This window comes from Pedobacter caeni, assembly GCF_900129215.1.
Lineage (GTDB): Bacteria > Bacteroidota > Bacteroidia > Sphingobacteriales > Sphingobacteriaceae > Pedobacter > Pedobacter caeni.
This window is the reverse complement of the sequence record NZ_FQUQ01000003.1, coordinates 645,965-659,403: the sequence shown is the minus strand read 5'-3', so window position 1 is coordinate 659,403 and position 13,439 is coordinate 645,965. Positions and strand designations below refer to the sequence as shown.

Here is a 13,439-nt window from a genome sequence, read left to right as displayed (position 1 = left end):
CCATGGACAAAACCAATGCCATTATCAGTGTAAAGAACCTCGTTAAAAAGTACGAAGACTTTACCGCAGTACAAGGCATCAGCTTTGATGTATATCAAAACGAAATCTTCGGCCTCCTTGGCCCGAACGGAGCTGGAAAAACCACCACTTTGGAAATCATAGAAACCCTTAGAGAGAAAACCTCTGGCGAAATCACAGTAGACGGGTATTCTGTAGATAAAGAGGCCAGCAAAATCAAAAGAATCATTGGGGTACAGCTACAGGCTGCCGGATATTACCCCAACCTCAACCTGGTAGAACTGATGGAACTGTTCTCCGGACTTTACGGGGTAGACATCAAACCAATGGAAATGCTGGAAAAAGTAAACCTGCAGGACAAGGCAAAGGCAAAATATAAAGCCCTTTCCGGCGGACAAAAACAACGTTTCTCCATCGCTACTACCCTCATTAATTCCCCAAAGATCATTTTTCTGGACGAACCAACCACCGGACTTGATCCACAAGCCCGCCGTAACTTGTGGGACCTGATCATTGACATCAGAAATAACGGAACAACAGTAGTCCTCACCACCCATTATATGGATGAGGCAGAGCAGCTTTGCGATCGTGTTGCCTTTGTGGAACGCGGAGAGATCATCGCCCTGGACACACCTGACAATTTAATAGACCAGCTGATCAGCAGTGGTTTTGAGCGTAAAAAAGAAGTTAAAAAGGCCAATCTGGAAGATGTTTTCATCAACCTGACCGGAAAAGAATGGAGAGAAGACAATTAAAACAGATACATGAGCAAACCTTACAATCATACTAAAGCTACCCTGGCCCTTGCGAAAGCAAGTTTTCGTTCGATTATGCGTAGCCCCTCGGCAGTGGTATTTACCCTTGCCTTCCCTTTGGTCTTCATCCTGGTTTTCGGATTTCTTGGTGGCGGAGGAGTAAAAGTAGACCTGGCTATTGCTCCGGGATCAGACCTTGAAAATCCAATCATCAAAGCACTGGAAGAAATTTCAGTTGTCCACATCATTAAAGACAAGGATGCAGCAGATATCAAAACCGGACTGGAGAAAGGCCATATTGATGCCCTGATCGATGTACAAAAGAATCCTTCCGGAAAACCAGCCTACCTGGCTGATATTAAATACACTTCGGCTTCTATAGATAAAGGTAATATCCTGAAGTCAGTGGTTCATAACCTGATGTATACCTTGAATACAAAAGATGTGATGCCTACTGTGGCACAGCTCAATGAAAGTACAGTACAGGGCAGAATTTACCGCACCATAGATTTCATCTTACCCGGGCAATTGGGCTTCTCACTGTTAAGTACTGGCGTTTTTGGTACTGCTTTCGTGTTTTTCAATTTACGTCAGACCCTGGTGATCAAACGTTTCTTTGCCACTCCGGTCAGAAAATCAAGCATTGTCTTCGGTGAAGGAATCGCGAGAATAGGTTTTGCCTTACTGGGTGCAGTGTTCATTATCCTGCTTGGTCATTTCTTTTTCCATTTTACACTGATCAATGGCGCAATCACGGTCTTAAACATGCTGTTGCTCTCCATCATCGGACTGATCGTCTTTATGGGCTTTGGTTTTGTCGTTTCCGGAGTCGCTAAAAGCGAAAGTACCATTCCACCTATTTCCAATATCATCACTTTACCGCAGTTCCTGTTGTCGGGCACGTTTTTCTCTATAGACGCTTTTCCTACCTGGCTTCAGCCAATCAGCAGGGCATTACCATTGACTTATTTGAACGATGCCATGAGAAAAGTTGCCTTTGAAGGTGCAGGCTTATGGGATGTAAAACATCAGATCCTGATCATGGTGATCTGGGGGATCGGCATCTATGCCGTGGCGGTGAAGGTCTTTAAATGGGAATAAACACGCCTTAAAAAATTCTGGAATCGATTTCCATATACTGAACACAAAAAAACCTTTCATTTCTGAAAGGTTTTTGAATTTTAGAATCGAATTTTTCAATGACAGATTTAACTGTTTTCCAGTTTTTTTTTAAGCAGACTAATCTTGAAAATTGTTAAAATAATTGCTAAAAGCAAAACTTCCTGTTGCTAAGGATATGATTTTAACTCTATACTCCCCCTGTAGGCCATTCGTATAATTACCGCTGTTTATGCCATTAACCATCAAGCCATTATTCGGAGTTTTTTCTGTGATTACACCAAAAAGAACATCGGGACCTGAATAGTTGTGTTGATAGAGTTCAATTTTTACATCATCCCCTTGAAAATATGGCGCATGCCAACGAATATCTTCCTGGTACCCGTAATTAATTGTGTTAGTACCTGCCAGATTGTGGATCACGCCACAGGTGAATTGATTCGCATAAGCCTGTCCCTGGGAGTTTAACGCGTTTAGCGCTTGTGCGTCAGCATCAGCCTGACTGATGGTTGACTGAAACTCGGCCCGACCTATACTATAGAATACTTTATTTTGTTGTGGAATAAAATTTGACGGGCAATCATTTTTAGAAAAATAACCAGAAAGTCCTTTGCTAAAGTAAGTAACCGGTATTCCCGTTTTCTCTAAAATCCAGGGTGCAAAATATGAAATTCTGGCATAGCCTTTAGCTCCAATATTACAGTCCTCCCAACCATTTACAATACCTATTAAGACATGGTCTTTACCATCGGATCTTAAAGAAGTTGCTAAAGGGCCCCCACTATCACCAAAACAAGGTCCTTGTTGTTTACGATTGTCATATGGCTTGGTATAAAGGAGTTTTTGTTCAATACCAGACAGGGAAACACTTACACCGAATAGAACATTTGTTCTTGTGTCAGGATTGGGATAAGGATTGTCCTCGATTACTCCCCAGCCAGAAACATACCCACCAGTTGTGGTGGTAATGTCAATATTTCCGTCCGTTGCATAGGCTATTGAGGCTGTGCTTTCATTTAGTGTTAAAGGTGTTGAAAGGTGTATTAAAGCAATATCGTTAAGCCTTCCTGAAGTAGAATAATCACTGTGGATAATAATCTGATCTGCTGTCCGGTCTTGCCGGCTTGCCGGATAAAGCGTAACATCTGTTGTTCCCGAAACCACATTTACCTGAGATGCAGATAATCCATAAACGACATGGGCTGCCGTCACTATCCAGTCTTTGCTTAAAACGACTCCTCCACCAGAAGCATTTGGAATATTTATCCTTACCTGATGCGGAACTCTTGTAATACTAACAGGATCTCCGCCTATTATAGCCTCTTTTTTTTGTTTGATTTGGATTTTTTCATCTGCTTCACCAGCCTTTTTACAGGAGTAAATAAAAATGGTAGTCACAACTCCTACCAGCAATAACTTAAGAAATTGCTTAGCGTTAAATTTGTATTTCATAAAATAGTTTTTTGGTTTTCATAAATCTATACAGGAAATGTTGCCACACAATTAACTTCACGTTAAACAATTTCTTTTCCCGGATTTTATTGCAGATTTAACAAGACAGAATGGTCAATAAGAAATTAGGCAGTACACTCATTAGGAATATTGAATATTTGTTATTAACTTTTCATTCATAAACATCTATTGAACACTTATCGTAAATAACGTAGAAAAATGAAAAAACTAGTAGCAGAATTTATTGGAACATTTTGGTTGGTTCTTGGCGGTTGCGGAAGCGCCGTGCTGGCCTGTAATTATCCTGGAGCAGGAATCGGTTTTGCCGGAGTAGCCCTTGCATTCGGATTAACGGTAGTCACGATTGCCTACGCATTGGGACACATTTCAGGTGCGCACCTTAATCCGGCTGTTTCGATCGGCTTATGGATTGGCGGACGGTTCGATGGAAAAGAACTCATTCCTTATATCATATCGCAGGTACTGGGCGGAATTGCAGCAGCAGGCGTGCTTTATGTCATCGCAACAGGTAACGGAAGTTCCATTGGGGGTTTTGCAACAAACGGATATGGAGAACTCTCCCCGGGAAAATACAGCATGACCGCAGCTTTGGTAACCGAAGTAGTCATGACCTTTATCTTTCTGCTGATCATTTTAGGCGCTACTGATGAAAGAGCACCAAAAGGCTTTGCAGGTTTAGCCATCGGTTTAGGATTAACATTAATCCACCTGATCAGTATTCCGGTAACCAATACTTCTGTAAACCCTGCAAGAAGCACCAGCCAGGCGTTGTTTGTTGGCGGTGAAGCAGTAGGCCAGTTGTGGTTGTTCTGGGTTGCTCCTATCGCTGGTGCAATTTTAGCTGGATTGGTATATAAAGCAGTTTTTGCAGCTAAACCACAAACTACATAGATTTTAAAGCACTAAAACATAGGCTCATACCCACAAAAAAGTCGTAATTAAATTAATTACGACTTTTTTGTGTTTAATTTTTAACTTTGGATATCGCCGTAGTAATTGTAATATTTACACTAAGGCTGATTAACAAATAAAATCCGATAAAAATGAGTTTAATAATTGATGTTCACGCCAGACAAATCCTTGATTCAAGAGGAAACCCTACTATTGAAGTAGATGTAATGACAGAAAATGGTGTTCTTGGTCGTGCTGCTGTGCCTTCCGGCGCTTCAACAGGTATCCATGAGGCTGTAGAGCTTCGTGATAATGATAAATCTGTATACATGGGTAAAGGTGTCTTAAAGGCCGTTGCCAATGTAAATGATAAAATTGCAGATGAATTAAGAGGTATTGATGTATTTGAACAAAATGCAATCGATAGCTTACTGATCAAGCTTGACGGAACAGAAAATAAAGGAAACCTTGGTGCTAATGCGATATTAGGTGTTTCTTTAGCTGTTGCCAAAGCTGCAGCTCAGGAAAGCCGTCAGCCTTTATACCGTTATATCGGAGGTGTTAATGCAAACATCCTTCCTATCCCGATGATGAACATTGTAAACGGTGGTTCTCACTCTGATGCACCTATCGCTTTCCAGGAATTCATGATCATGCCGGTTGGTGCTTCTTCTTTCTCTGAAGCATTAAGATGGGGAACAGAAGTATTCCATAACCTGAAAGCTATTTTACATAGCAGAGGCCTTTCTACTGCAGTAGGTGATGAAGGTGGTTTTGCACCGAATTTTGAAGGTACAGAGGACGCTGTGGAAACAATCATTCAGGCGATTGAAAAAGCAGGTTACAAAGCAGGTGAGCAAATCTATATTGCATTTGATTGTGCTGCGTCTGAGTTCTACAAAGACGGTAAATACGATTATACTAAATTTGAAGGCGACAAAGGTGCGATCCGTACCAGCGAAGAACAAGCAGAATACCTTGCTCAATTGTCTGCAAAATATCCAATCATCTCTATTGAAGATGGTATGGGCGAAGATGACTGGGCTGGCTGGAAATTGTTAACTGAGAAAATCGGTGACCATGTTCAGTTGGTTGGTGATGATTTATTCGTAACTAATGTAAAACGTCTGCAAAGAGGTATTGATACCGATACTGCAAACTCTATTTTGGTAAAAGTAAACCAGATCGGTTCCCTGACAGAAACCATTAACGCAGTAAGTTTAGCACAAACTAACGGTTATACTTCTGTAATGAGTCATAGAAGTGGAGAAACTGAAGATACAACGATTGCAGATTTAGCAGTAGCTTTAAACTGTGGTCAGATCAAAACAGGTTCTGCTTCACGTTCTGACAGGATCGCAAAATACAACCAGTTGTTACGTATTGAAGAAGAATTAGGTTCTGCAGCACGTTTCATTGGTAAAGATTTCAAATTCTTGAAGAAAAAATAATATTGCTTAAAAAAGGAAAAGCGCTTTTCGTCCTCAAATCTTTTGAAGGAAAGATTTGCATGTCCTCAAAACACCTTTCCTTTTTTATGTTAATATGTGGAAAATACTGCATTGGAAAACATCCGGAGATTTAGAACCTTCGGATGTTTTTTTATACCACAAATTTTTAGAACCTTAAATCAACTGATTATCAGAGCTATTTCTTAGATTAGCTTATCAGGGTTTATTTATATCTTTGTACTATGGAACGTTTGCTGGAACTGATACGCAATAAATACTTTCTGTCTGTGGCAGCCTTCATCGTATGGATGTTGTTTTTTGATAAAAATGATATGCTCTCTCAATACGAATTCCGCTCTGAAGTGAACAAACTTCAGGAAGAAAAGGATTTCTATGAAAAAGAAACCGCTACCGTGAAAAAGGATTTGAACGAGCTGAATACCAATCTCAACACAGCAGAGAAGTTTGCACGTGAAAAGTATTTCATGAAAAAAGACAATGAAGATGTGTTTGTCATTGTTAAAGAAGCCCCAAAAGATTAATATCCGAATTTAGGAAGCGTCAGCTTATACTTTACCACTACTATCCTAAAGACAAAAATAAAAGCGATGACCGAGATATTGGCCACATCTTCTTTTATGTTGAAATGTTTGAGCGTGAAATAAAGAATTCCACCCAGGATACAGGCAGTCGCATATATTTCCTTCCTAAAGATCAAAGGGATCGTGTTTAAGAACGTATCTCTGATTACCCCACCAAAACAACCAGTAATTGTACCGAGTGCCACACAGATACCCGGACTAAGTCCGAACATAATCCCTTTCTGGATTCCCAGCATGGTAAACAAACCTAATCCTGCCGAGTCAAACAGAAACAGGGTGACTTTAAATTTTTTGATATGGGTTTTAAAAAAGATCGTAGCTAATGAGGTCAGCAGGATGAGCAAACAGTAATTGACATCGCGCATCCAGGCCACAGGGGTATCCCCGATGAGTAAATCCCTTACCGTACCGCCGCCTATGGAAGTCACAAATGCAATGATCAGCACTCCAAAAGGATCCAGTCTTCTTTGCATGGCAGCAAATGAGCCCGAGATCGAGAAGGCAACCGTCCCTAATGTTTCAATGGTTTGCATGGTGCTGATTTCCATATCCTGTGTAGATTAAATTTCGCCGTTTCTCTTTCTGAAAAACCACTCCAAGCTAAGCAATAAGATGATCACGGCAAATAGCCATTTGAAGTTTATCAGCTCCTCATACCTACGGTCTTCATAACTCAGCGTTTTGATCTCTTCATTTTTGGAAATATCGTTCAGAATGCTCAGGAGATTTTGTGGCATATACATCTTCCCGTTGCTCTGCACAGACATATTGTTCAGCAACTGATGATTGGCAATGGTCTGCTGATATTCCGCAATCATCGCATTCACATAAAAAGCACCTTGTGCAGTTTGCTTTTTACCCCCCAGACTGGTACTTGCGCTGAACGTATAGTTTCCCGCAGGAAGCATACCTGCATCCAGCTGATAAGCCGATTCTGTTCTGGAGAAAAGGAAATTGTACTGTTTTCCCTCTTCGTTTTTGATCTGGATATTTACATCCGGGGTATTTACTGCAACATAGCTGTCGTTATAGAGCACCGCATTGATCAGCACATTTTCATTCTCATCGAACGTATTTTTAGCAGGATAAGCCTTGAATTTTCTTTTATCATCTTTTACTGAAAGGTATTGAACCGTCTTTGAGATCAATGCATTGACCACAGAACTACTCAGCCCATCCTTACTTTCAGACAGCTTCCAGCGCCACAGCCCTTCCCCAATCAGGTAACCTGCTTTCCTGCCATTTTCATTGAGGAAAAACAATTGTGCAGCAGGTGTTTTAATTTTTCCGATTCTTTGATTCAGGGTGATTAACGCATTCCCGTTTATACTGATCTTTCCGAAAGGAGCCAGCAAAGGATCGAAATCATCGATATGTTTTGCAGATGAAGCATCCATGTCGAAAGTGGTAAAGTCGGCATTTAAATAGGGGAAAGCTTCCTGAATGGTACTGTTACTCCCATTAAAACCAACAGACTTTTGGATTTGGTTAAACCTGCTGATATCCGTTTGTGCACCAAGAACATACCATACCGGGATGTTTGCCTGCTGTAACTTGCCAAGAAATGCAGCACCATGGTTCTGAACATCGGGTAACTGATATAAAATGACCAGACCATAATCGTTCACATTTACACTGCTCAACTCCTCAGCCAATGCAACTTTTAAATCGTAATTTTTATTTCCGGTAATCGCCTGCTTTATCGTGGCAATGTCGGGATGAGCCGCCCCCGCAGCAATCAATACCTTCTGACGGGCATCGATTACTTCGATGAAAATACTTTGTGCGTTGTTCTTTTCTGAGACTTCATTTCCCAATGTGCTGAGCTGTACTGTATATTTTTGAAGCCCCATCTTTGAAGCCTTCAGCTTTACAGGTACCGTCTTTGCAAAAGCATTGCTGCCAATTTGCAGTTTAGTCTCCTGCAGGTTTTTTCCATTTTCAGAAACGGTCAGTTTTGTTTCCTCTCCTTTACTTTCAAAGGCCTCTATCTGCACTTCAATTGTAAATTCATTATTCAGGTAAACAAGATTATTATGATTCACATTAGCCACCATTAAATCCCTTTTCGGGATCGTATCTCCCAGGGCAATGGTATAGACAGGCGCCTTGAGCTTATTGAGGTCGTAAAGCGGGCTGCCGCCACGGTTAAAGATACCGTCTGAAGACAAAATAACAGCCCCGATATTGCGGTTTAAATATTCATCATTCAGGCGGTTAAACAAGGCCGATGCATTACTCAGCTTTCCTTTATTAGAAAAATCAAAGCCATCCTTTATGCTGTCACTGAAATTGTAGATTTTCAGCTCATATCGGGCAGACAGTTTATCTGCAAGGGTCTGAAGGTCTTTTTCATATTGCTTTTTATTGAAGCCTGCCGGTTGGATATGCCCCACCGATAAGGAATTATCCTGACCAATAATGATCAGGGGCTTTTCCAGGTTGTAACTTACCCTTTTCACTAAAGGGAAGAACAACAGCCCACAAATCAGGGCAATCAGCGCGGCCCTCAATACAGCAAGGCCAATCCGGAGCTTTCTGTCCAGATGAGGCGTTTTCCGATAGGATATATACGCGAACAGAAGCCCCAGCAAAAGACAGCTTGTTAAAGCCAGTATAGTATATAAATTGAAAGAATCGCCCATATGTATTTGGGTAAAGATGCTAAATTTTAAAAAAATAAGATTAATTTGTTTTCATAAAACGTCGCCTAATTTTTAAACCATGATACGCTCTGAAACAAACTACAAAAAAACCTTATTTCAGGTAATACTTTTTTTCATTATGACCAGTTCTGCAAGTGCACAATTAGCGTTTAAAAAGCAACAGCTTACTTTCCCAAGGGTGAGGGATGCGTACGACGACAGTTGGGTGAATTTACAGAACCAGTTGAAAACTGCGAAATTTGATGGCCCCTTTCAATTGTACCTGGCCGCCTACAAAACGGAAGGACTGCTGGAATTATGGGCAAAAAAGATAAAAGATAAAGAATACCGCCTGTTTAAAACCTATAAGTTTTGTGCACATTCCGGCACACTGGGACCTAAAGTACAGGAAGGGGATTACCAAACGCCTGAGGGCATATACTATATTAATGTATTCAATCCTATGAGCAATTTCCACCTTTCCCTGGGTGTAAACTATCCCAATGCAGTGGATAAAAAAAGAAGTGGGACTAAACGTACCGGTGGAGACATCTACATCCATGGAAATTGTGTGACCGTGGGCTGTATTCCACTTACAGACGAGAAAATTAAAGAGGTTTATGTATTAGCCGTGGAAGCGCAAAACAGCGGACAAACCAAAATCCCGGTTCATATCTTTCCATTTAAAATGAACAAAGAGAACCTGGATAAGTTTGTCGCTAAATTCCCTCAGCAAAAAGCTTTCTGGACCAGCCTACAGCCCGCTTACCATCTTTTTGAACAACACAAAACAATACCCCAGACCTTAGTAAAAGAAGGAAAATATACCTTCAAATAGTATACGGCAAATAAAAAAAGCGCAGAATCTGCGCTTTTTTTATTTATTTAAGATCCCTTATCAGGGTTCATCTATCCTATCTGACTACAACATTCCTCCGCAAACAGACAATACCTGTCCGGTTACATAAGCACTCATGTCTGAAGCTAAAAACACGCATACATTTGCCACATCTTCAGGTTCTCCTGCTCTTTTCAACGGGATGCCTTCTTCCCAGCCTTTAACTACTTTAGGATCCAGTACATCAGTCATTTCAGTACGAATAAATCCTGGAGCAACCACATTGGTACGGATATTACGGGATCCCAGTTCTTTAGCTAAAGATTTAGAGAAACCGATAATTCCTGCTTTTGAAGCCGCATAGTTCGCCTGACCGGCATTTCCCTGAACACCTACTACAGAACTCATATTAATGATCGACCCTTTACGTGCTTTCATCATTACTTTAGAAGCAGCTTTAGAGACGTTAAATACAGATTTAAGGTTCACATTGATCACCTCGTCCCAGTTCTCCTCGCTCATGCGCATCAACAAACCATCTTTAGTGATTCCTGCATTGTTCACTACAATATCTAAAGCGCCAAAATCAGCCACAATATCATTGATTAGTTGTTCTGCCTCATCAAATTTAGAAGCATCCGAACGGTATCCTTTAACCTGAGTACCGAAGCTTTGCAGCTCCTGCTCCAATGCCTGGCCTTTTTCTACCGAGGACAGGTAAGTAAAAGCAACGTTTGCACCCTGCTCCGCAAATTTCTCCGCAATCTTGCGGCCTATTCCTTTAGAAGCACCGGTGATTAATGCTGTTTTCCCTTCTAGTAATTTCATCGTAAATATGTTTGGTTATGAAAATATTTTGTTTCTGTTCTGTTGTTTGTATTGCCTAAATAGCTGGCTCCTGCTGACTCAGACAGTGGAAGCTGCCCAGTCCCCAGATGATATCCGTAGAGTCAATCCCCACCACCTTTCTATCCGGGAACACGTCCTGAATGATCTTCAGTGCTTTCTCATCATTCACATCCCTGAATGTAGGCACAATAACGGATGTATTGGCAATATAGAAATTAGCATAAGAAGCCGGTAAGCGGGTATCCTCATGGATCACCGGTGAAGGCATAGGAAGCTTGATAATGTTCAATGGCTTGCCATTTAACAAGCGCATCTCTTTCAAGGCCGCTAAGTTCTCCTGTAAGAGGATATAATTCTCATCCAGCGGATTACTCTCCACTACAGTTAAAACGGTATCCTCGTTTACAAAACGGGTAATATCGTCGATATGTCCGTCTGTATCATCTCCAACAATCCCGTCTCCCAGCCAAAGCACTTGCTCGGCGCCGTAAAACTCCAGCAAATATTGTTCGATCTGTTCCTTTGTCAGGTGTGGATTTCTGTTCTTGTTTAACAAACAAGCGGTAGTGGTCAGGATGGTTCCTGCTCCGTTAAATTCAACAGATCCACCTTCCATCACAATTTCAGGAAGGTACAGAGGATGGTTAAAATGTTTTGCAATTTTAGTAGGGATCACATCATCCAGATCAAATGGCGGATATTTCCCGCCCCAGGCATTGTAACCCCAGTCTACCACTGCTTTCTGATCCTGTGCCTCATTCAATAAAAACGCAGGTCCATGATCCCTGCACCAGGCATCATTGGTTGGGTTCAGGTAAAACTCAACCTGACTCAGATCCGCACCCACCTTTTCCAGCTCGGAAATGGCAAAAGCTTTGGTTTCTTCGTCATTAACATTGATTCTTACTTTTTCGCCCTCTGCTACAATTTTGATAAACTGGCAATATGGCGTATAAATGGTTTCTATTTTCCCCGGCCAGGATTCTTCCTTATGCGGCCAGCTTAACCATGTTGCTTCGTGTTTTACCCATTCCGCAGGAAAACGGTATCCTGCTTTTTTGGGGCTATCATTAAATAGATTCGTCATCTATATATCTTTTGGTGATTTGTGAATAACTGTCGATACGTCTGTCGCGTAAAAACGGCCAGTGCGTCCTGTAGCTGTCGGATTTTGACAGGTCCAGTTCTACTACTTTTAATTCCTCTTTACTATGGTCTGCCTGATACAATATTGTTCCAAAAGGATTAGATACAAATGATCCTCCCCAGAAAGCTACTCCTGCTTCTTCACCTACCCTGTTGATGCTCACTACCGGAACACCGTTTGCGATAGCATGAGAACGCTGAATGGTTTGCCATGCGTTATATTGTTCCACATTAGTCGCTTCATCCTGAGTCGTTGCCCAGCCAATAGCAGTTGGGTAAACCAGGAAGTCAGCTCCCATCAAAGCAGTCAAACGTGCTGCTTCCGGGTACCACTGATCCCAGCAGATCAGCACACCTATTTTAGCAAATTTGGTTTTAAATACTTTATAGCCCAAATCACCAGGGGTGAAATAGAACTTCTCATAAAAACCAGGATCATCCGGGATGTGCATCTTACGATATTTACCCAGGTAAGCTCCATCAGCATCCAACACAGCTGTGGTATTATGGTATAGGCCTTCTGCTCTTTTCTCAAATAAAGAAGCAACAATGACAACATTCAGTTCAGCAGCAACTTTCGACAACACATCGGTTGATGGGCCGGGAATAGCTTCTGCCAGTTTAAAGTTCTCATAATTCTCTTCATCGCAGAAATACAATGAAGTAAATAGTTCCTGCAAGCACACGACCTGTGCACCCATAGCAGCGATCTCTCTGATCTTAACGATCGCTTTATCTAAATTCTCTTGTTTATTACCGGTGCAACTCATCTGCACCAATCCAACCTGTACTTTAGCCATTCTATGAAATTTTGTGAGACAAAGTTAGCAGAAAATAATTTCTTTTCAGGAGGCTACCATCTCCTTATACTCCTCTTGCAGCTCAAACAAGCATTTTGCACACAGACAGCCATCATAAAGCTCACTGATATACTGTACTTCGTTAAGATTGAGCTGAACCACACTGCACTGACATTTGGTGTAGGAGTTGGCCTTACACTCTATTGGTGTACCGCAACGCTCGCAGGGAATGATTTCGTGTTTGGCCATTGTTTTACAAAGATACAAGATCCGGAAATAAGGTGGATAAGCGTTAATAAATATGACAAAGCATTTATTTTCAAGCATAAAGCATGTGGATAACTCTGTGGGGAACCTGTTTGCAACTTGTGAGCAAGCTGTTTGTAACCTGTTTATAAGCTGTGGGTAAGTCAGAATTGCTGTGGATAATCACAAAGGCTATTCTATTGGCCTGTTTTTAGCCCTTAATTTCTCCTCCGTTTTAATCCTGAAAACAACACCCGAAATTAACGCCCTTTAATCCACATTTCCATTTTAGTCAATAATTTTAAGATTTGGACCTATTTTTCCGGAAGATACATGCCTGTGGATTATCTCAAAAAAAAGTGGATAAAAGCCATAAACAACTTATTTACAGACAAAACCAATGTTGATAACTCTGTGGGTAACCTGTTCAGAACCTGTGAACAAGCTGTGAGTAGTATGTTTGTAAGCAGTGGATAACCCACCTTCAGTCTGTGGGGAATCTGTGAGCAACTTTTACCAGCTGTGGGTAACTGCTACTTTCAGGTGGAAAACATGTGAATAAACAAATCGCACCCTCCATATGATATGTGGATAACTCTGTGGAAA

The 13,439-nt window shown here is 41.3% G+C and carries 13 protein-coding genes; 6 read left to right on the top strand and 7 right to left on the bottom strand.

Features of this window, described 5'->3' with window-relative positions; all coding sequences use genetic code 11:
- Positions 1-2: 2 nt before the first annotated feature.
- Positions 3-773, top strand: coding sequence for an ABC transporter ATP-binding protein (locus BUC20_RS17520; protein ID WP_073232354.1), 771 nt, complete (start codon positions 3-5; stop codon positions 771-773).
- A 9-nt stretch (positions 774-782) separates the two neighbouring features.
- A complete protein-coding gene (locus tag BUC20_RS17515) occupies positions 783-1,874 on the top strand; it encodes an ABC transporter permease (protein ID WP_073232353.1) in 1,092 nt (363 codons plus the stop codon).
- 138 nt (positions 1,875-2,012) lie between these two features.
- Here BUC20_RS17515 and BUC20_RS17510 read toward each other — a convergent pair whose 3' ends face one another.
- Positions 2,013-3,344, bottom strand: a complete 1,332-nt coding sequence (locus BUC20_RS17510) for a trypsin-like serine protease (RefSeq protein WP_073232352.1) — start codon at positions 3,342-3,344, stop codon at positions 2,013-2,015.
- A 219-nt stretch (positions 3,345-3,563) separates the two neighbouring features.
- On the opposite strand from BUC20_RS17510, the gene aqpZ reads away from it, so the two are divergent.
- The 3 genes from aqpZ to BUC20_RS17495 all read left to right on the top strand — a co-directional run bounded on the left by aqpZ (position 3,564) and on the right by BUC20_RS17495 (position 6,249).
- Entirely contained in the window at positions 3,564-4,256 is a 693-nt protein-coding gene (gene aqpZ, locus BUC20_RS17505) for an aquaporin Z (protein ID WP_073232351.1), read from the top strand.
- Positions 4,257-4,408: 152 nt separating this feature from the next.
- Positions 4,409-5,707: a phosphopyruvate hydratase gene (eno, locus tag BUC20_RS17500; RefSeq protein WP_073232350.1), complete on the top strand. Its 1,299-nt coding sequence runs from the start codon at positions 4,409-4,411 to the stop codon at positions 5,705-5,707.
- 242 nt (positions 5,708-5,949) lie between these two features.
- Positions 5,950-6,249 (top strand): FtsB family cell division protein, encoded by a 300-nt coding sequence (locus tag BUC20_RS17495; protein ID WP_073232349.1) that lies wholly within the window; start codon positions 5,950-5,952, stop codon positions 6,247-6,249.
- Here BUC20_RS17495 and BUC20_RS17490 read toward each other — a convergent pair.
- Positions 6,246-6,857 carry a trimeric intracellular cation channel family protein gene (locus tag BUC20_RS17490; protein WP_073232348.1) on the bottom strand — a complete coding sequence of 204 codons (612 nt, stop codon included), beginning with the start codon at positions 6,855-6,857 and terminating at the stop codon, positions 6,246-6,248. The two genes, BUC20_RS17495 and BUC20_RS17490, sit on opposite strands and share 4 nt — an antisense overlap.
- 12 nt (positions 6,858-6,869) lie before the next feature.
- Positions 6,870-8,954, bottom strand: coding sequence for a hypothetical protein (locus tag BUC20_RS17485; protein ID WP_073232347.1), 2,085 nt, complete (start codon positions 8,952-8,954; stop codon positions 6,870-6,872).
- 139 nt (positions 8,955-9,093) lie between these two features.
- Here BUC20_RS17485 and BUC20_RS17480 point away from each other — a divergent pair, with 139 nt between their 5' ends.
- Positions 9,094-9,792 carry a L,D-transpeptidase family protein gene (locus BUC20_RS17480; protein WP_234994537.1) on the top strand — a complete coding sequence of 233 codons (699 nt, stop codon included), beginning with the start codon at positions 9,094-9,096 and terminating at the stop codon, positions 9,790-9,792.
- Positions 9,793-9,876: 84 nt separating this feature from the next.
- Here BUC20_RS17480 and fabG read toward each other — a convergent pair whose 3' ends face one another.
- Genes fabG through BUC20_RS17460 form a run of 4 tightly spaced genes read right to left on the bottom strand, consistent with a single transcriptional unit; the run spans position 9,877 to position 12,836 of the window.
- A complete protein-coding gene (gene fabG, locus BUC20_RS17475; RefSeq protein WP_073232345.1) occupies positions 9,877-10,620 on the bottom strand; it encodes a 3-oxoacyl-[acyl-carrier-protein] reductase in 744 nt (247 codons plus the stop codon).
- Between the two features lie 55 nt (positions 10,621-10,675).
- Positions 10,676-11,728, bottom strand: coding sequence for an agmatine deiminase family protein (locus BUC20_RS17470; RefSeq protein ID WP_073232344.1), 1,053 nt, complete (start codon positions 11,726-11,728; stop codon positions 10,676-10,678).
- Positions 11,712-12,587, bottom strand: a complete 876-nt coding sequence (locus BUC20_RS17465; protein WP_073232343.1) for a carbon-nitrogen hydrolase — start codon at positions 12,585-12,587, stop codon at positions 11,712-11,714. The genes BUC20_RS17470 and BUC20_RS17465 overlap by 17 nt, the downstream gene beginning before the upstream one ends.
- A gap of 45 nt (positions 12,588-12,632) precedes the next feature.
- A complete protein-coding gene (locus tag BUC20_RS17460) occupies positions 12,633-12,836 on the bottom strand; it encodes a cysteine-rich CWC family protein (RefSeq protein ID WP_073232342.1) in 204 nt (67 codons plus the stop codon).
- Positions 12,837-13,439 lie beyond the last annotated feature (603 nt).

Coding starts and splice junctions, on each gene's coding strand:
- BUC20_RS17490 (WP_073232348.1), bottom strand. CDS start 6,857: ATGGAAATCAGCACCATGCAAACCATTGAAACATTAGGGACGGTTGCC.
- aqpZ (WP_073232351.1), top strand. CDS start 3,564: ATGAAAAAACTAGTAGCAGAATTTATTGGAACATTTTGGTTGGTTCTT.
- BUC20_RS17465 (WP_073232343.1), bottom strand. CDS start 12,587: ATGGCTAAAGTACAGGTTGGATTGGTGCAGATGAGTTGCACCGGTAAT.
- BUC20_RS17515 (WP_073232353.1), top strand. CDS start 783: ATGAGCAAACCTTACAATCATACTAAAGCTACCCTGGCCCTTGCGAAA.
- BUC20_RS17480 (WP_234994537.1), top strand. CDS start 9,094: ATGACCAGTTCTGCAAGTGCACAATTAGCGTTTAAAAAGCAACAGCTT.
- BUC20_RS17510 (WP_073232352.1), bottom strand. CDS start 3,344: ATGAAATACAAATTTAACGCTAAGCAATTTCTTAAGTTATTGCTGGTA.
- BUC20_RS17460 (WP_073232342.1), bottom strand. CDS start 12,836: ATGGCCAAACACGAAATCATTCCCTGCGAGCGTTGCGGTACACCAATA.
- BUC20_RS17470 (WP_073232344.1), bottom strand. CDS start 11,728: ATGACGAATCTATTTAATGATAGCCCCAAAAAAGCAGGATACCGTTTT.
- BUC20_RS17520 (WP_073232354.1), top strand. CDS start 3: ATGGACAAAACCAATGCCATTATCAGTGTAAAGAACCTCGTTAAAAAG.
- fabG (WP_073232345.1), bottom strand. CDS start 10,620: ATGAAATTACTAGAAGGGAAAACAGCATTAATCACCGGTGCTTCTAAA.
- eno (WP_073232350.1), top strand. CDS start 4,409: ATGAGTTTAATAATTGATGTTCACGCCAGACAAATCCTTGATTCAAGA.
- BUC20_RS17495 (WP_073232349.1), top strand. CDS start 5,950: ATGGAACGTTTGCTGGAACTGATACGCAATAAATACTTTCTGTCTGTG.
- BUC20_RS17485 (WP_073232347.1), bottom strand. CDS start 8,954: ATGGGCGATTCTTTCAATTTATATACTATACTGGCTTTAACAAGCTGT.